We start from the raw sequence: 20,852 nt of genomic DNA on the forward strand, positions 1-20,852 counted from the left end.
TCACGGGCGTCCCTCCAGCAGCCGTGCCAGGATGGGCCCGATCTGTGCCAGCGCGTGCGGTGTGGTCATGTCGTTGTGGCTCGCGTCCACGTCGAAGACCACGATCGCCTCGGCCGCATCGGTCCAGTCCTCGCTCGGATCGTCCCGCCGCAGCCGGCCCTGACGCGCCGCGAAGTAGTCCACCCGGCCGTCGAAGAGCTGCGGGCGGTACGACTCGATCTGCCGCGCCACCAGATCGGTGTCCGGCAGCATCGCCCGCAGGTCCTTGCCGACCAATGAGGGCGGCAGGCCCGGCATCTGCGGAAGCAGTTCGAACAACCGCTCGGTGCTGACACCCTCGAGTCCGGCGAGCATCGACGAATCGAAACCGAGTCCGGCGAGGACCTCGCCCATGTTGTCCGCGGCGGCTGCCTCACCGACCTCCGACAGCGACAGGTGACTGTCGAGCATCGCCAGGGTCGCCACCTGCTGACCGTCGGCCCGGAGTGCGACGGCCATCGCGTGCGCGATGACACCGCCGAGCGACCAGCCGAGCAGGTGGTACGGACCCTCCGGCTGCACCTCGCGGATCTTCGCCAGGTACAGCGCCGCCACCTCTTCCACGGTCTGCGGCATCTCACCGCCGGACAGCACCGGCGACTGGATGCCGTACACCGGACGGTCGGGGAGGTATCCGGTCAGCCCGCCGTACGACCACGACAGGCCGATGAACGGATGGACGCAGAACAGCGGGGCGGCCCGGCCCTCGGTCCGGAGCGGGAGCAGCACCTGCAGATCGTCACCGGTGTCCTCGGCACCGAGCTCCGAGAGCCGTTCGGCGATCCGGCGCGGTGTCGCATCGGCGAACATCCACTGCATCGGCACCCGCAGGCCGAGTTCGTCGCTGATCAGGCCGACGAGCCTGGTCGCGAGCAACGAATGACCGCCCAGATCGAAGAAGCCGTCGTCGATTCCGACGTCGGTGGTGCCCAGCACCCGCTCGAACGCGTCCACCAGCATCTGCTCCTCGTCCGTGGACGGCGGGACGTACGGCGCACGTTCGGCGAACTCCGGCACCGGCAGAGCCTTCCGGTCGATCTTGCCCGCACCGGTCAGCGGCACGTGATCGATCGCGACCACCGCCGCCGGAACCATGTACGCGGGCAGCGTGCGGGCGACGAACTCGGACAGGGCGTCGGGATCCACCGCCGCCCCCTCCACGGGCAGGACGTAGGCGGCCAGCACGGTCTGTCCGCCCGGTCCGGGAACGCCGATGACGTGTGCGAAGTCGACGCTCGGGTGCGCGCTCAGCGCGGACTCGATCTCGCCGAGCTCGATGCGGAACCCTCGGATCTTGACCTGGAAGTCGGACCGCCCGACGTAGTCGAGCACCCACTCGTCTCCGCTCAGCTCGCCGCCCGGAATCCAACGGACCACGTCGCCGGTGCGGTACATGCGGTCACCCGGCTCTCCGAACGGATTCGGCACGAACCGCTCGGCGGTCAGACTCGGGCGCCGGTGATAGCCGCGCGCCAGACCCGGCCCCATCAGGTACAGCTCGCCGACCACGCCCGCGGCCACCGGCCGCAGGTTCGCGTCGAGCACCACTGCCCCGAAACCGGCACGCGGCGCACCGATCGTGACTCGCTGCCCGGCCTCCACGGCGATCCAGTTGGACCAGACCAGCGCCTCGGTGGGGCCGTACACGTTGACGAACAGGCGTCCCGGCGCCCAGCGCTCCACCAGCTCCGGCGGGCACGCCTCGCCGCCCACCGCGACGACGCGGAGATCGTCGAGTCCGGCCGGGTTCACCGAGGCCAGCGCACCCGGAGTCATCAGCAGGTGGGTCACCCGCTCGGCGCGCAGGAGGTCGGCGAGTTCGGCTCCGCCGAACACCTCCGGCGGGGCGACGACCATTGTCGCGGCCGCGCCGAACGCGATCAGGTACTCGCCCACCGAACCGTCGAAGCTCGGCGAGATGACGTGCAGCATCCGGTCGCCCGGAGCGATCGCCATCCGCACCCGCGCGTCCTGCGCCGATCCGGCCACGTCCCGATGGACCACCACGACGCCCTTCGGCATACCCGTCGACCCGGACGTGTAGATCATGTACGCGGCGGTCTCCGGCCGGATCGGCCGCAGTCGCACCTCGTCGGTGACCGGACCGGCCGGCCGGCCCTGGATCTGCGCGTGGTGCGCGGGATCGTCGAGGACGATCCACTCCAGTCCGCCGCTCGGGCCGCCCCGATGCGCGGTCACGGTGAGCCCGAGGACCGATCCGGAGTCGGTGAGCATGTGCTCGATGCGGTCGGTCGGATAGTTCGGGTCCACCGGCAGGTACGCCGCGCCCGATTTGACGACGGCCCACACCGCGGCCACCGACTCCACCGAGCGGCCGATCGCGATCGCCACGACGTCCTCGGTACCGACGCCGCGTGCCATCAGCTCGCGGGCCAGCCGGTTGGAGTACTCGTCGAGTTCGCGGTACGTGACCGAGCGCTCCCGCGCGACGACGGCGAGCGCGTCCGGGTCGACCGCCGCGGCGGCGGCGAACATGTCCGCCATCGACGCGTACGGGTAGGCCGCGCGTCCGGTCGCCGGCACCAGGGCGGCGCGCTGCGCCGGGTCCATCAGGTCCAGCTCCACCACTCGCGCCGTCTGCTGCTCGGCGAACGCGGTGATCGCCCCCACCAGGACGTCCATCACGCCCTGTGCCCGCTCCGGCGAGAAGGCGCCGTCGAGGTACTTGAGCCGCAGCACCAGCGAGTCCGTGTACTCCGCGGCCAGCGCCAGCGGGTAGTGGACCGTGTCGGTGCCCGTCAGACCCTCCACCGTCATTCCGTCGATGTCGCCGCCCTCGCCCGCCTCGACGTCGGGGTACGACTCGAACACCGCGAGGGTGTCGAACCCGGCGCCCGGCCCGGCGACCGCCTGAATCTCCGGCATGCCGACGTAGTGATGGTCGAGCAGATCGGTCTGTTCGGTCTGGATGCGTGCGAGCAGATCCTCGAGCCGCTCCCCGCCGCGGATGCGAACCCGCACCGGCAGGGTGTTGATGAACAGGCCGATCATCTCCTCGACGCCGTCGAGCTGCGGTGGCCGTCCCGAGACGGTGGCGCCGAAGACGACGTCGTCGCGTCCGGTCAGCGCCGACACCACGAGTGCCCATCCCGCCTGCACCACGGTGTTCATCGTGAACCCGCGGTCGCGGCCCAGGGCGTTGAGTCGCTGCGACAGTTCGGCGTCCAGCGTCACCGCGAGCTCACGGGACGACGATCCGTGGTCGACCGCGTCGCCGACCACCAGGGTCGGCTCGTCGACGCCGTCGAGGACGTCCCGCCACACCGACAGCGACTGTGCGCGGTCCTGCTTCGAGAGCCACACCAGGAAGTCCCGGTACGACCGCGCGGGCGGCAGGTGGGTCGCGTCGCCGTGCGTCGCGTAGAGCACGAACAGCTCCCGCAGGAACAGCGGCGTCGACCAGCCGTCGACCAGTGCGTGATGGACCAGGACCGCCAGCCGGTGATCGCCGTCGGCCATCTCGACGAGGGTGAAGCGCAGCATCGGCGGCCGGGACAGATCGAATCCGCTCCGCCGGTCGTCGTCGAGCAGACGCCGCAGCGCCTCATCCCGTTCGGCTTCGGGCACCTGCGTCATCGACACCGATCGGAAGGGCAGTTCCACTCCGTCGAGCACCACCTGCGCCGCGACACCCGCGTCGTAGCTGAAGGCCACGCGCAGGTTCGGGTAGCGGTCCAGGATAGCCTGCCCCGCAGCGCGGAGCCGGTCGGCGTCCACCCGGCCACCGAGCTTCAGCACCATCTGTACTTGGTAGAAGTCCTCGTCGTCGGTCGCGATCTGCGACTGGTAGACGAGACCCTCCTGCAGCGGCGACAGCGACCACACGTCGTCGACGCCGCCGTAGGCGCTCTCCCAGGCGTCGATCTGACGCTGGCTCACCGACACCAGGTCGAAGTCCGACGGGGTGTGCCCACCCGCGTCGGCCCGGTCGGTGTGCCGCGCGAGAGCCGTCAGCGCCGCCACCCACAGATCGGCCAGGCGCGCCACCTCGTCGCGGGTCAGGACGCCACCGGCGTACGCCCAGTCGGCCGTCAGCGACGAACCGACCGCGACCGCGTTCACGTCGAGCAGCGCAGGCACCACCATGTCGGGGTTGCGCGTGCCGCCGAGATTCACGGCCTCGCCCCGCTGCTCGGCTGCCTGCGGTGTCTCGCCGGCGCGCCGTCCGAGGTAGTTGAACCCGATCTGCGGTGTGCGCAGCGTGGACAGACGTGCCGCCGTCTCCGGGTTCATCCTGCGCAGCAGACCGTAGTCGACGCCGCGATCGGGTACGGCGGCCAACTGCTCCTTGACCGCCTTCACCGCCCGACCCAGCTCGGGTCCCGCTGCGAAGGCGTCGTCCAGGTCGATGCCGGAGACGTCGAGCCGGACCGGATACTGCGAGGTGAACCAGCCCACGGTCCGCGACAGGTCCGCGCCGGGGAGCAATTGCTCCTCACGGCCGTGGCCCTCCAGCGTCACCAGTGCCGTCGACTCGTCGACACCGCGTTCGGCTCGCCAGGCGACCAGCGCCAGGGCCAGCGCCGTCAGCAGTGAATCGTCCACCGATCCGTGGAAGGCCTCGGGCACCCGGTTCAGAACGGCGTCGGTGACGTCGTCGGGAACCACCACGCGGAACTCCTCCACGGTCTCGACGAGGTCGAGCGCCGGGTCGAGCGGGCGCGAGCCCAGATCCGGGTCGGGGCCCTCGAGCACCGACTCCCAGAAGTGGGTGCGATCGGCCGCATCGTCGGTCGAGGCGAGGTCGGCGAGTCCGTGCATCCAGCGCCGGAAGGAGGTTCCCACCTCGGGCAACTGCACCGGTTCTCCGCTCGCGATGCGCCCCCAGGCCACCGTGAGGTCGGCGGCCAGGATGGGCCACGACACCCCGTCGACCGCGAGGTGGTGGACCACCACGAGCAGGTGGCCGAGCCCGTCGGCGTCGTCGCCGACCAGCCACACGGCCTGGACCATCCGGCCGGCCCATGGATCGAGCCGGGTGCCGGCCGCCTCGAGTGCGGCGGACGCCGCGGCGGTGAACTCTCCCGAGTACCGCACCTGCGTCAGGATGCCGGACGGATCGACCGACCCGGCCTCCGCCACGTGCAGCGAGGTGACGCCGTCGGCGTCCACCAGACGGGCACGCAGCATGTCGTGATGGTCGACGACCGCGCCGAGCGCCGCGGTCAGATCCTCGAACGCGGCGGTGCGCGGCAGCGCCAACACTTCGGCCTGCGAGAACCGCGAGTAGCTGCGCCCGTGCTCGATCATCCACCGGCCGATCGGCGGCATCGGAACGTCGCCGACCCCGCCTCCCGGCAACTCGTCGAGGGTCACCAGCTCCGCCGCCTCGGCGGCCACCGCCAGCGCGGCCACCGTGCGGTGCTCGAAGACCATCCTCGGCGTGAGCAGGATCCCCGCGCTCTTGGCCCGCGACACGAGCTGGATCGCCATGATCGAGTCGCCGCCGAGGGTGAAGAACGAATCGTCCACACCGACTCGCTCGGCGCCGAGGAGTTCGGCGATCAGCTGCGCCAGGACCGCCTCGGTGTGGGTGGAGGGCGCACGGTAGGTCTGCGACCGCGACTGCGTGTCGGGTGCAGGCAGCGCCTTCCGGTCGAGTTTGCCCGAGGCGTTCAGCGGAAACGCCGGCAGCACCATGAGCACCGCGGGAACCATGTACTCCGGCAACCGCACCGACAGTGCCGCGGTGAGCGCGTCGACGTCGAGGCTCTCCCCCGCAGCGGCCGTCACGTAGCCGACCAATTGCGCAGCGCCGGGGATGTCTTCGCGCACCAGCACCACGGCCTGTGCCACACCCGGCTGCTCCAGCAGGACCGACTCGATCTCGCCGAGCTCGATCCGCAGTCCGCGCAGCTTCACCTGGAAGTCGGTGCGCCCGATGTAGACCAACTCGATGCCCTCACCGTCCGCGGTCCGCACCCATTTGACGAGGTCACCGGTGCGGTACATCCGCTCGCCCGGCGCATGTGGGTCCGCCACGAAGCGGTCCGCCGACAGATCCGGGCGTCCGACGTAACCGCGGGCCAACTGCACGCCCGCCAGATACAGCTCACCGGCCACCCCGATCGGCACCGGGTTCAGGCGTGCGTCGAGCACGTGCAGTCGGGTGTTCCACACCGGCCGGCCGATCGGCACGGTCACGGTGTCTGCGGCGGTGTACTCGTGGAACGTCACATCCACCGACGCCTCGGTGGGACCGTACAGGTTGTGCAGTCGCGCCGGACTCAGCGCGGCGAAGGCCTGTGCGGCCTGCGGGGTCAGCGCCTCACCCGAGCAGAACACCTGCCGCAGCGACGGAACCCGACCGGGCTCCACGAGCGAGGTGAACGCGGAGAGCATCGACGGCACGAAGTGCGCAGTCGTCACCGACTCGGCCTCGATGAGATCGGCGAGGTACTGCGGGTCGCGATGGCCGTCCGGCCGGGCGATCACCAGGGACGCACCGACCTGCAAGGGCCAGAAGAACTCCCACACCGACACGTCGAAGGTCGACGGCGTCTTCTGCACCACCGCATCGTCCGAGGTCAGCGGGTAGGCCGACTGCATCCACGCGAGCCGGTTGACCACACCGGAGTGCGGGACCGCGACGCCCTTCGGGCGCCCCGTGGACCCGGAGGTGTAGATCACGTACGCGATGTTCGTTCCGCGCAACGGTGCGAGCCGTTCGGAATCGGTCACCGGACCGTCGGGGTAGCCGTCGACGTCGATCGCACCCAGCGTCCACACCGGGACACCGTCGGGCACCTCGAGGTCCACGCCTGTGCCGGCGAGCACCACCTGCGGTGCCGCCGATTCGAGGACGTACTGAGTTCGCTCGGCGGGGTGGTCCGGGTCGACCGGCACGTACGCACCGCCCGCCTTGATCACCGCGTACATGCCGACCAGCAGGTCGAGCGAGCGGCGCGCCGCCAGGGCGACGTGCACGTCCGGTCCCACACCGGCGTCGATCAGCTTCCGCGCCAGGGCATTGGCCTGAGCGTCGAAGTCCGCGTACGACAGTCGTCGGCCCTCGAAGACCAGTGCCTCGGCGTCCGGCGTCCGCGCGACCTGCGCGTCGAACAGGTCCGCGAGCGTCGCGGGGACGAGATCGTGCCCGGTGGCGTTGACCGCGGCGAGTGCCGAACGGTCGTCCTCGCCGGCGAGCGGCGCATCGCCGACCGCCGCGTCCGGATCGGCGACCAGTGCCCGCAGCACCCGGACGAAGGCGTCGCCGAAACCGCGCACGGTGGACTCGTCGAACAACGCCGTCGCGTAGCCGAACGAGACCGCGATCTCCGCCGGGCTGCCGTCGTCGGCGTATCCCTCCTCGACGCCGATCGACAGATCGAACCTCGCCGGTTCCGGTCCCGAGCCGACCGCCGAGACCGTCAGGCCCGGCAGTTCCAGGTCTTCGCGCTCGAGGTTCTGGAACGAGAGCATCACCTGGAACAGCGGCGAGTGCGCGGTCGACCGTTCGGGATCGAGAACCTCCACCAGACGTTCGAACGGGATGTCGGCGTTGCCGAACGCCGCCAGGTCGAACTCGCGAACCTGGTCGATCAACTCGGCGTACGTGATGCCGGGCTCCACCTGGGCACGCAGCACCAGGGTGCCGACGAACATGCCGACGAGATCGTCGAGCGCGGCGTCTCCACGGCCCGCGGTGGGGGTGCCGACGGCGATGTCCGACGACCCCGACAGCCCCGCGAGCAGCGCCGACAGCGCGGCGTGGACGACCATGAAGACGCTCGCCCCGCGATCCCGCGCCACCTCGATCAGGCCGCGGTGGGTGTCCGCGTCGACGGTGACCGCCACCGCGCCGCCGTCGAGCGACTGCACGCGCGGGCGCGGCCGATCGGCGGGCAGCTCGATCTGCGCGGGCAGATCGGCGAGTGCCTCGGTCCAGAAGGCCAGCTGACGTGCCGCACGCGACTGCGGGTCGCGCTCATCGCCGAGGAGTTCCCGCTGCCAGACGGCGAAGTCCGCGTACTGCACCGGAAGCGGCGTCCACTGCGGCGCCATGCCCGCGGCACGGGAGGCGTACGCGACCATCACGTCGCGCACCAACGGTGCGGTCGACGAGCCGTCGCCGGAGATGTGATGGATCACGACCACTAGCACGCGCTCGTCGGGTGCCGCCTCCAGCAGTTCCATCCGCAGGGGCGGCGCCGCTGTGACGTCGAAGCCGCGGGCCGCGAACGCGGTCACCTCGTCGACGATCCGGTCGGCGGACACTTCGATCACCGGCAGATCGGGAACGGTGTCGGCGGGCAGGATCACCTGATGCGGTTCCCGGCCGACAGCCGGGTACACCGTGCGCAGCGTCTCATGCCGCGCGACCACGTCGGCGATCGCCGCACGCAGCGCGTCCACGTCGAGTTCGCCCGTCAGACGCACCGCGAGCGGGATGTTGTACGCGGCCGACTCGGGATCGAACTGGTTCAGGAACCACATCCGTCGCTGCGCCGGCGACAACGGGATCCGGTGCGGGCGATGGACCGGGACCAGCGCGGGGCGGTCCGCTCCCGAGCCGCGCCGGGCGTCGATCAGCGCGGCCAGACCGGCCACCGTCGGTGCGTCGAACACGTCGCGAACCGCGAGGTCGGCGCCGAGCACCGCGTTGACGCGCGCCGTGACGCGCGTGGCCGACAGCGAGTTGCCGCCGAGATCGAAGAACCCGTCGGTCGATCCGGCGCGGGACACGCCGAGCACCTCGGCGAAGACGCCCGCGAGGATCTCCTCGGTCGGGGTGCGCGGCGGCACATAGGTTCCGGCCGTCTCGGTGATCTCGGGGGCGGGCAGCGCCCGGACGTCGAGCTTGCCCGCGGGGGTCAGCGGAATCTCGTCCAGAATCACGATCGCGGCGGGCACCATGTAGCCCGGCAGCCGCTCGCCGGCGAACGCCAGAAGTTCACGCACTGCGAGCTCCTCGCCGTTCGAGGGCAGCACGTACGACACGAGCAGGGTGTCGCCGCCGTCGGTGACGTGACCGCTGGTGTGCACGAACTCCACCGCCGTGTGGGCGGCCAGCACGGCGTTGATCTCGCCGAGTTCGATACGGAAGCCGCGGACCTTGACCTGCTGGTCGGAGCGGCCGAGGTACTCCAGGGACAGTCCGCGCTCAGCCTCGACCCAGCGAACGAGGTCGCCGGTGCGGTACATGCGCGCCCCGTTCCCGCCGTACGGGTTCGCGACGAATCGCTCGGCGCTCAGACCGAGTCGATCGTGGTAGCCGCGCGCCAGAGCCGGCCCCGCCACGTACAGCTCACCGGGCACGCCGACGGCCACCGGCCGCAGCCGGGCGTCGAGCACGAGTGCTTCCACACCGCGGTTCGGCGACCCGATGGTGACGGGTTCGGCGGGCTGCAGCGGCCCGTCGATCGTGACCGAGATAGTCGCCTCGGTGGGACCGTACATGTTGAACATGCGGCGCCCGGGCGCCCAGCGGACGACCAGTTCGGGCGGGCAGACGTCGCCGCCGACGCCGATCATCTCCAGCTGGTCCATGCCCGTCTCGTGGACGGAGGCGAGCGCGGCCGGAGTGATGAAGGCGTGCGTCACATCGTGACGCCGCAGCAGCTCGGCCAGGTCGTCGCCGCCGTACACCGAGGTCGGTGCGATCACGAAGGTGGCACCGGCCCCGAAGGCCAGCAGGTACTCCAGCACCGACGCGTCGAAGCTCGGCGATGCGAAGTGCAGGACCCGCGAACCCGGCCTGGTTCCGCAGCGCTCCCGCAGTTCGGTCGCGAAGTTCATCAGGCCCTCGTGGGTCACCGCGACGCCCTTGGGCAGACCGGTGGAGCCGGAGGTGTAGATGAGGTAGGCGGTCTGCGCGACGTGCAGCGCGGCTGTGCGCTCGGCATCGGTGATCGCCGCGGCCGAGGCCGCGTCCACCGCGCTCGCGGTGTCCGCGTCGTCGAGTGTGAGCCATCGGCCGACGGAGCCGAAGGCGTCGCGCCAGGCCGATGTCGTCACGCCCAGGACCGCACCGGAATCGGTCAGCATGTGTGCGATGCGGTCGGCCGGGTATCCCGGGTCCACCGGCAGGAAGGCCGCGCCGGACTTGGCGATGGCCCACATGGCCACGACGGAGTCGATCGAGCGCGCCATGCCGAGCGCGACCACGGTCTCCGGGCCCGCGCCGCGGGCGATCAGCACCCGCGCCAGCCGGTTGGAGCGTTCGTCGAGTTCGGCGTAGCCGATGGCCTCGTCGCCGAGCACCAGTGCGGTGGACGCGGAGTTCGCCGAGGCCGTGGACGTGAGCATCTCGGCGAGGGTCGCCGGTCCGGCCGGTGCGGCGCCGCGGACCGGTGCGAGCGCCTCGATCTCGGCGTCCTCGAGGAGTTCGATGTCGCCGATCCGCACCCGGGCGTCCGCAGCCACCGCGGCCAGGATGCGCGTGAGGCGGTCGCTGAACGCCCGGACGGAGCTCTCGTCGAAGATGTCGGTGGCGTAGCCGAAGGTCAGCGCGAGCCCGGCCGGACGACCGTCGTCGTCGAAGCGCTCACGGTACGACAGTTCGAGGTCGAACTTCTCCACGTGGGTGTCGTCGGCCAGCCCGGTGACCGTGAGCCCCGGGAGCTCGAACCGCTCCTCGCCGATGTCCTCGGTGGACAGCACCACCTGGAACAGCGGCGAATGCGCGCTGGAGCGCACCGGATCGAGGATGTCGACCAGCCTCTCGAACGGCAGGTCGGCGTTGGCGAAGGCACCGAGGTCGGCACCCCGGGTCTGCGACAGCAGATCGGCGAAGCCGGCGTCCGGTTCCACCTGGGTGCGCAGCACCAGGGTGTTGACGAACATGCCGATCAGATCGTCGAGGGCGCGCTCACCGCGGCCCGCGATCGGCGTGCCGATCGCGATGTCGGAGCTGCTCGACAGTCGCGCGAGCAGTGTCGCCAGCGCCGCGTGGACCACCATGAACATGGTGGCGCCGCCCTCGGACGCGATGTTCCGCAGGCCGTCGTGGACCCGCGCGTCGAGTTCGAAGCCGACGCTCGCGCCCTGCTGCGACCGGTCCGCCGGACGCGGCCGGTCGGTCGGCAGGTCGAGAACCTCGGGAAGGCCCGCGAGCGTGCTCTGCCAGTACTGCACCTGCTGTGCCGCCAGCGACGCCGGGTCGTCCTCCGCCCCCAGCAGCGACCGCTGCCAGATCGCGAAGTCGGCGTACTGGACCTGCAGCGGCGCCCAGCCGGGCTCCGAGCCCGCCGAGCGCGCCAGGTACGCCACCATGACGTCACGTGCCAGCGGCGCCGTCGACGAGCCGTCGCCGACGATGTGGTGGACCACGAACGCCAGCACGTGCTCGTCGGGGGCGATCCGGTACAGGGCCACGCGCAGCGGGGCCTGAGCCGTCACGTCGAAGGGCGCCAGCGCGAAGTCTCGGACGACACCGGCGATCTCGCCGGCGGCCACGTCGACCGGTGCGAGGTCGCCGAGGACCTCGTCGGCGGGCCGGATCGACTGGTAGGGGCCGTCGTCTCCGGCCGGGAAGACCGTGCGGATCGACTCGTGCCGGATCACCACGTCCCGGACGGCCTGAGCCATCGCCGAGGTGTCGAGTTCGCCCGACAATCGCACGGCCAGCGGGACGTTGTACGCCGCCGACTCCGGGTCGTACCGGTTCAGGAACCACATGCGCTGCTGCGCGAGCGAGAGCGGGATCCGCTCCGGGCGCGGCTGCGGCGCCAGTGCGGGGCGGGTCCGGCCGGTGCCGGTCCGCTCGGCCGTCTCGGCGAGCCCGCCGACGGTCGGTGCGTCGAACAGGGCGCGCACGCCGAGGTCGGAGCCGAGAGCCTCGTTGACCCGAGCGATCACCCGGGTGGCGACCAGCGAGTTGCCGCCGAGCGCGAAGAAGTCGTCGGTGACGCCGACCCGATCGAGGCCGAGCACCTCGGCCACCACTCCCGCGACGACCTCCTCGACCGGCGACCGCGGAGCCACGTACTCGCCCGCGTCCGCCTCGAGGTGCGGCGCCGGGAGAGCGCGTCGATCGAGTTTGCCGCTGGCGCCCAGCGGCATCTCGTCGAGCGCGACGAATGCGGCGGGCACCATGTACGCGGGCAGTCGCGTCCCGAGGTACGTCTTCAGTTCGCCCGCGTCGAGAGCCTCGACGCCGGCTGCGACCACGTACGCGACCAGCTGATCGCCGACGTGGTCATCGTGATGGAGGATCACGGCCGTCTGGTCCACCTCGGGGTGGCTCGCCAGCGCCGCCTCGATCTCGCCCAGCTCGATGCGCAGGCCGCGCAGCTTCACCTGGAAGTCGGTGCGCCCCAGGAACTCCAGCCGTCCGGCGTGGTTCCATCGCACCAGATCGCCGGTGCGGTACATCCGGGTGCCGTCGGCCGCGAACGGATCGGCCACGAACCGTTCGGCCGTCAGATCGGGGCGGCCGAGGTACCCGCGGGCCAACTGGACGCCGGTCAGGTACAGCTCGCCCGCCGAGCCCACGGGAACCGGGTGCAGACGGTCGTCGAGCACCAGAGCGCCGGCGTTCCACGACGGACGCCCGATCGGCACCGTCGCGACCTCGCCGAGCGCTTGGACCGCTGGCTCGAACAGGATGCCGACGGTGGTCTCCGTCGGACCGTAGGTGTTGTCGATGACGGTGCCGGTGGCCGCGGTGAACTCCTTCAGGAGTCCGGCCGACAGTTCCTCGCCGCCCGCCACGACGTACTCGAGCGAGTCGAGTGCGGATGCGTGGCCCGCGGTGAGGAACGCGCTGAGCAGCGACGGAACGAACTCCGCGACGGTGACCCGCTGCTCGGCGATGAGTCGGGCCAGATAGTCCGGGTCGCGGTGTCCGCCCGGAGCGGCCACGACGACGCGACCGCCCACCTGGGTGACCGCGAACGTCTCCCAGACCGAGACGTCGAAGGTCGCGGGAGCCTTCTGCACCACTCGGGACGACTCGTCCAGCGAGTACCGGTCGACGATCCACGCGAGGTAGTTCGCGATCGCCTGCTGGGTGAGTGCCACGCCCTTGGGGAGGCCGGTGGAGCCGGAGGTGTAGATCAGGTACGCGAGGTGGTCGCCGCGCAGCGGAACGATCCGGTCGGCGTCGGTCACCGGTTCCGGCGACAGACCCGCGACCGCTTCGTCCTCGAGGAGGATCGGCTCGACGCCGTCGGGCAGTGCCCCGCGGTCGGCCTCGGTGGAGATCACGACGGCCGGCTCGGCCGAGTCGAGCACGTAGGCCGAACGCTCGCGCGGCTGTTCCGGGTCGATCGCGACGTAGGCGCCGCCGGCCTTGGCGACCGCGTACATCGCGGTCAGCATCTCCACCGACCGCGACACGGCGATCGCGACCACCGTGTCCGGTCCCACGCCGGCGCCGATGAGCCGGCGCGCCCAGCGGTTGGCCTGCGCGTCGAAGTCCCGGTAGCTGATCTCGCGGCCCTCGTAGACGACCGCGACCGCATCCGGGGTGGCGGCCACCTGACGTTCGTAGCGCGCCAGCAGAGTCCGCTCGGCGACCTCGACGGCCGGGCCCGCGCCGTCGGCGAGCACCGCGGCGCGCTCTGCCTCCGACAGCCAGGCCGCGTCGCCCACCCGCTGTTCGGGATCGGCGGTCAGCGACGTCAGCAGCCGGACGAACCTCTCGGCGATCGTCGCGACGGTCGAGGCGTCGAACAGTTCGGTGGCGTAGACGAAGTAGGCGTACATCCCATTCGGCTCGCCGTCCTCGGTGACGGCGTCGCCGAGTGTCAGGTCGAGGTCGAACTGAGTCACCTCGACGCCCGGGTCGAGCGCACCGACCGTGAGCCCGGGCAGTTCGAGCTCGGCCCGCTGCTGATTCTGCAGTGACAGCGAGACCTGGAACAACGGGTGATGCGACGTCGAGCGCACCGGATTGAGCGCCTCGACGAGCTGCTCGAAGGGCACGTCGACGTGCCCGAACGCCGCGAGGTCGGACTGGCGCACGCGATCGAGCAATCCGGCGAAGGTCTCGTCGCCGTCGATCTGCGAACGCAGCACGACGGTGTTGACGAACATGCCGACGAGATCGTCGAGCGCGGCCTCGCCGCGGCCGCCGATCGGAGTGCCGACGGCGATGTCGGTCTCCCGAGCCAGCCGCGAGAGCAGCACCGCCAGCGCCGCGTGCACGACCATGAACGGCGTCGCACGATGCGCGGCCGCCAGGTCGGCCACCGCTCGGCGCACGTCCTCGCCGATCTCGAACACGTGCCGGGCTCCGGCCATCGACTGCTCCACCGGACGCGGACGGTCGGTGGGCAGGTCGAGTGCGTCGGGCAGGCCGGCGAGTTCGCTCCGCCAGAAGCCGATCTGCCGCGCGGCCACCGACTCCGGATCGTTCTCGTCGCCGAGGACCGCCCGCTGCCAGACGGCGTAGTCGGCGTACTGCACCTCCAGCGGCGACCAGCCGGGCGCCTCGCCCGCGGCGCGCGCCGTGTAGGCCACCATCACGTCCCGCGCCAGCGGTGCCATCGACATGCCGTCGGCGCTGATGTGATGGACCACCATCACCAGCACGTGCTCGGCGACGTCGGTGTCGGCCACCTGGAGCAGCCGCACCCGCACCGGCGGAGCGGCCGTCACATCGAAGCCGGAGCCGAGGACGTCCGCGACCGCGGGAAGCAGATCCGCCGCGTCGACGGCGACCGGTGTCAGGTCCACCGGGACCGCCGCGGTCGGCAGCACATCCTGGTAGGGCCCGTCGGCCGAGTCCGGGAAGCGGGTGCGCAGCGACTCGTGCCGCTCCAGCACGTCGGTGATCGCGGCGGCGAGGGCATCCACGTCGAGATCGCCGGTGAGGCGAATCGCCATCGGAATGTTGTATGCGGGCGACGACGGGTCGAACTGCGCGAGGAACCACATCCGCTGCTGAGCCAGCGAGAGCGGCACCCGGTCCGGTCGCGGCCCGGCGACCAGCGCCGGGCGCTCGGCGGTCCGGCCGGTCCGCTCGTAGCACTGGGCCAACTCGGCGGCCGACGGCGCGTCGAACAGGTCCCGCACGCCGAACTCGGCGTCGAGCGCCGCGTTGACGCGCGCCACCACCCGGGTCGCGACCAGCGAGTTGCCGCCCAGATCGAAGAAGCCGTCGTGAACGCCGACGCGGTCGACTCCGAGCACCTCGGCGAAGACGTCGACGATCGCCTGCTCGACCGCATCGCGCGGGGCGACGAACTCCGTCGCGGCACCTGCCGTGTCGGGGGCGGGCAGCGCTCGGCGGTCGAGCTTGCCGTTGGCCGTCAGCGGGAACTCGTCGAGCACGACGATCGTCGACGGGACCATGTACGCGGCCAGGAATCCGCTGACGTGGTCCAGCACCGCGCCGGGCTCCACGTGGGCGCCGGCCTCGGGCACCACGTAGCCGACGAGGCGGTCGCCGGTGTGCTCGTCGGTGTGCACGACCACCGCGGAGGCGGCCACACCGCGATACCGCATCAGCGCGGACTCGATCTCACCGAGTTCGATCCGGAATCCGCGCAACTGCACCTGGAAGTCGCTGCGGCCCAGATACTCCAGCTGTCCGTCGGCGTTCCAGCGGGCCAGGTCGCCGGAGCGGTACATGCGTTCGCCGGGCGCACCGAACGGATCCGCCACGAATCGCTCGGCCGACAGGTCGGGACGGCCGAGATAGCCGCGCGCCAGCTGGCCGCCGTGGACGTACATCTCGCCGACGACGCCCACCGGTGCGGGCTGCAGCCGGGAGTCGAGGACGTAGACGCCCATGCCCGGCAGTCCGCGCCCGATGACGCTGGCCTTGGACGCGCGGGCGAACTCGCGGTCGAGCGGCAGATAGCTGACGTGCACCGTGGTCTCGGTGATGCCGTACATGTTGACCAGCGCGACCTCCTGGTCGTCGTGCCGCTCGTACCAGCGCTCCAACTGCGCGAGGTCGAGCGCCTCGCCGCCGAAGACGACGTAGCGCAGCGCCAGATCGGGAACGGACTCCTCCCCCGCGCCCGCGACGCGGTCGGCTTCGGCCAGCTGATAGAAGGCCGACGGCGTCTGGTTGAGGACCGTGACGCGCTCGCGACGCAGCAGTTCGAGGAACTCGTCCGGCGAACGCGAGGTCAGGTAGTCGACGATCACCAGGGCGCCGCCGTGCAGCAGCGGGCCCCACAGCTCCCACACGGAGAAGTCGAAGGCGTAGCTGTGGAACATGGTCCACACGTCGGTCTCGTCGAAGCCGAAGTCGAGCTGGGTGTCGGCCATCAGCGTCAGCACGTCGACGTGGGGAATCACCACGCCCTTGGGTCGCCCGGTGGACCCCGACGTGTAGATGACGTACGCGGGATGCTGCGGGCGCAGCGGTGCCAGTCGGTCGGCGTCGGTCACCGGGCCCTCCGGCTGCGCCGCCATCCGCTCGGCGAGGTCCGGCGAATCGAGCAGCAGGACGGGCAGTTCGTGCGCGGGCAGGGACTCCGCGTCGGCGGCGGTGGACACGACCACCGTCGGACAGGCGTCGGCGAGCATGTACGACAGCCGGTCCTGCGGGTACGTGACGTCGACGGGCACGTATGCGCCGCCCGCGGTGACCACCGCGAGCAACGCCACGGCCAGGTCGGCCGTCCGCGGCATGGCGACCGCGACCAGCGACTCGGGCCCGACGCCCTCGGCGATGAGCACCCGGGCCAGACGGTCGACCCGTCCGGCCAGTTCCGCATAGGTCAGCCGCTCGCCGCCCGCGACCACGGCGGTCCGGTCGGCGTGGGCCGCCGCCTGCGCGGCGAACGCATCGGCCAGCGTGTCGGCCGTGGGCGCGACACCGGGCACGAAGCCCAGTCCCAGCACGTCGGAACGCTCGGCGTCGCTCAGCACGCCGATCGACGCGATCGGTGCCTCCGGCGTTTCGGCGAATGCGGTGAGCACCCTCTCCACGCGGTCGAGCACGGTCTCCGCCGCGGCGGCGTCGTACAGATCGGTCAGGTACTTGAGCTGCAGGTGGAGACGGTCGGCTGAACTCGCCACCAGCGTCAGCGGGTAGTGGGTGGAGTCCATGCCGCGCAGTCCGGTGACCCGCATGCCGTCGATGTCGGCGGCCTGCGCGAGGGCCTCGGAATCGACCGGGTACGACTCGAAGACGCTCAGCGTGTCGAATCCCGCGCCCGCGCCCACCGCGCGCTGGATCTCCGAGAGACCCAGGTAGTGGTGGTCGAGCAGTGCCGCCTGTTCGGCCTGCAGGCGCCGCAGGAACTCCTGCGCCGACTCCCCCGGACGCACCGTGACACGCACGGGCAGGGTGTTGATGAACAGGCCGATCATCGATTCCACGCCCGGAAGGTCCGCGGGCCTGCCGGAGACGGTGGTACCGAAGGTGACGTCGTTGCGACCGGTCTGCGCCGACAGCACCAGACCCCACGCCGCCTGGACGAGGGTGTTGAGGGTGATGCCGTGAGCCCGCGCCAGTGCGCCGAGGGTGGACGTCAACCCGGCGGGCAGCAGCCGTTCGGTGTCGGCGGAGTCGGCCGATGCCGCCGTCGCCTCGCCGGCGACGAGTGTCGGCTCGTCGAGTCCGTCGAACGCGGCGGCCCAGGCGGTCAGCGACGACCGGTGGTCGCGGTGCGAGAGCCACACGAGGAACTCGCGGTACTCGCCGACGACGGGCAGCGCCGAGCCGTCACCGGAGGCCGCGTACAGGAACAGCAGGTCCTTGAGCAGCAGCGGTGTGGACCAGCCGTCCAACAGGACGTGGTGGTTGGTCGAGAGCATCCGGTAGTCGGACTCGCCCAGTCGGGCGAGGGTGAACCGCAGCAGCGGCGGCGTCGCCATGTCGAAGCCGCGCCGGCGGTCGGCGGCCAGCAGATCGTCGAAGGCCGCTTGCGGGTCCGCGGCGGCCCGGAGGTCCACCTCGGCCCACGGCAGCCTCACGGCCGCGGGCACCACCTGGACGGGCAGTCCGTCGATCGAGTCGAAAGCGACCCGGAGGTTCGCATGCCTGCGCAGCAGTGCCTCGCCCGCCGCGCGGAGGCGGGCGGGATCGACCACGCCCTCCAGCGTGAGGACGGTCTGCACCATGTAGGCGTCGAGTTCGTCACCCGCGAACTGCGCGTGGAAGAGCAGTCCCTCCTGCAGCGGCGAGAGCGACCAGATGTCGGCCACGTCGCCGTGACGCTCCTCGACGGCCTCGACGGCTCGCTGGTCGAGCCGCACCAGCGGCAGATCCGACGGGGTGAGACCGCCGGCACCGGGCGCGTCCGCGTACCGGGTCAGAGCCGTGAGCGCCTCCACCCACAGATCTGCGATCTCGCGGACCTGTTCGGCGGTGAAGACACCGGTGGCGTAGGAGAAAGTGGCGCCCAGGCGCGTGCCGTCGGCGGAGTCGACCGCCGAGGCGTTGATGTCGAGCGCGGCCGGGAGGGCCATCGCGGCATCACGCGTGCCGCCCAGGCTTCCGGAGTCGCCGTCGAGCTGCCACGGGGCGTCGTCGACTGTCCCGGTGCCCGCGGAGACGCGGCCGAGGTAGTTGAAGCCGATCTGCGGCGTGCGCAGTCCGGCGAGCGCCGAGCGCCCCTCCTCGGTCAGATAGCGCAGCATGCCGTAGCCGATGCCGTTGTCGGGCACCGCGCGCAACTGCTCCTTGACCCGCTTGAGCGCGGCGCCGGCCGCCGGACCACCGGCCAGCGCGTCGTCGACGTCGAGTCCCGAGAGGTCGACGCGCACCGGGTACGAGCTGGTGAACCAGCCGACCGTGCCGGACAGGTCGGCGCCGGGGACGGCCTGCTCTTCGCGACCGTGCCCCTCCAGCGTGACGAGTGCGCTCGGGGCGTGGACTCCCCGCGCCGCTCGCCACGCCGCGACGGCCAGTGCCAGCGCGGTCATCAGGGAGTCGGTCGCCGAGCCGTGGACCGTTCCCGGTACCCGGCCGAGGACGGCCTCGGCGATCTGCGGCGGCAACTCGATCCGCAGGTCATCGACGGTCTCGACGGTGTCGATCTCGGGGTCGGCGTACCGCGCACCCAGCGCGGGATCGTCGCCGGTCAGAGTGGAACGCCAGAACTCGAGTTCCCCGGCCCGCGACGGTGCGGCCTCGGCGAGGGCGTGGGCCCAGCGGCGGAACGACGTCGCCACCGGCGACAGTTCCGCCGTGGCCCCCTCGGTGACGCGGTACCAGGCCAGCGCGAGGTCGGGAACCAGCGACCGCCACGAGACACCGTCCACCACGAGGTGGTGGGCCAGGACCAGCAGACGGTCGCGCCCGCCGTCGGTGCGGTGCAGCCAGACGAACTGGGTCGTCACGCCGGACCGCGGATCGAGCCGGGCACCGGCGCGGCGCATCTGTTCCTCCGCGGCCGCGGCGAAGGCCTCGGTTCCGGGAGCGGCGTCGACGTCGACGCGGGTCAGCAGTCCGGCCGCCGGAACCGAGCCCACCGGGCCGATGGACAGACCGGTGGCGTCGGCAGCGGTTCCGGTACTCGTGACGAGGCGGGCGCGCAGGACGTCGTGGTGGTCGAGCAGCATGGCGATCGCGGCCGCCAGATCCGACTCCTCGACGGACTCGGGGAGCGTCAGGAGCACGGCCTGGGAGAACTCGTCGTACGCACGGAGGTCTTCGATCATCCAGTGCATGATCGGCGTCAGCGGTGCCTCGCCGACCCCGCCTCCCGGCAGCTCGTCCAGGCCGGCTGCGGCCTCGGCGGCGGCCACCCGCGCCAGCGCGGCGACGGTGCGGTGCTCGAAGACCTGGGCCGGACGCAGGACGATGCCCTCGCGCTTGGCGCGCGAGACCAGCTGAATGGCCATGATCGAGTCGCCGCCCAGCGCGAAGAAGGAGTCGTCCACACCCACGCGGTCGAGACCGAGCAGTTCGGCGACCAGATCGCAGAGCACGGTCTCGACACGGTCGGCCGGTGCGCGGTACTGCGTGACCGACTCGGTCCGGTCGGGCGCGGGCAGCGCCTTGCGGTCGAGCTTGCCCGAGGCGTTCAACGGGAACTCGTCGAGCGGCATCAGCACCGTGGGCACCATGTACTCCGGCAGGCGAGCCGAGATCGCCTCGGTGAGAGCGTCGACATCGAGTTCACCGGACGCGACGTCGCCGACGACGTAGCCGACGAGCTGCTGTGCGCCCGGAACGTCTTCGCGCACCACCACGACGGCTTGCGCGACCGTCGGCTGATCGAGCAGCGCCGCCTCGATCTCGCCGAGCTCGATGCGCAGACCGCGAAGCTTGACCTGGAAGTCGGTGCGGCCGATGTAGTCCAGTTCCAGCCCGCCGTCGGTCCGGACCCATCGGACCAGGTCGCCGGTGCGGTACATCCGCTCCCCGTCGGCCGCCGGGTTCGCCACGAAGCGGTCGGCGGTGAGGTCCGCGCGTCCCACGTAACCGCGCGCCAGCTGCACGCCGGCGAGATACAGTTCGCCTGCCACGCCGACCGGCACCGGATGCAGACGGTCGTCGAGGACGTGGACTCCGGTGTTCCACACCGGGGCGCCGATCGGCACGGCGGCCGTGTCGGCCGGGGTGACCTCGTGGTAGGTGACGTCGACGGCCGCCTCGGTGGGGCCGTAGAGGTTGTGCAGACGCGCATCGCTCAACGCCGCGAAGGCCTGCGCGGCCCGCGGCGTCAGTGCCTCGCCCGAGCAGAACACCTGGCGCAGCGAGCCGACCGATCCCGGAGCCACCGCCCCGGTGAACGCCGACAGCATCGACGGGACGAAGTGCGCGGTGGTGACCGACTCCGCCTCGAACAGCTCGGCGAGGTACAGCGGGTCGCGGTGCCCGTCCGGCTGCGCGATGACGAGCGACGCGCCCACCTGCAGCGGCCAGAAGAACTCCCACACCGACACGTCGAAGGTCGCGGGGGTCTTCTGCGCCACAACGTCGTCCGGGGTGAGCG

1 protein-coding gene (cut by a window edge) is annotated in these 20,852 nt (G+C 71.4%); it reads right to left on the reverse strand.

Annotated features, from left to right (window positions below):
• A protein-coding gene (locus GSI01S_RS06295) for a non-ribosomal peptide synthase/polyketide synthase (protein ID WP_006895634.1) crosses the window boundary here: on the reverse strand, positions 1–20,852 show its 3' portion. The gene runs 22,432 nt beyond the window's last position; only the last 20,852 of its 43,284 coding nucleotides appear in the window; its start codon lies off the right edge, out of view; the stop codon is at positions 1–3.

This window comes from Gordonia sihwensis NBRC 108236, from assembly GCF_000333035.1.
Lineage (GTDB): Bacteria > Actinomycetota > Actinomycetes > Mycobacteriales > Mycobacteriaceae > Gordonia > Gordonia sihwensis.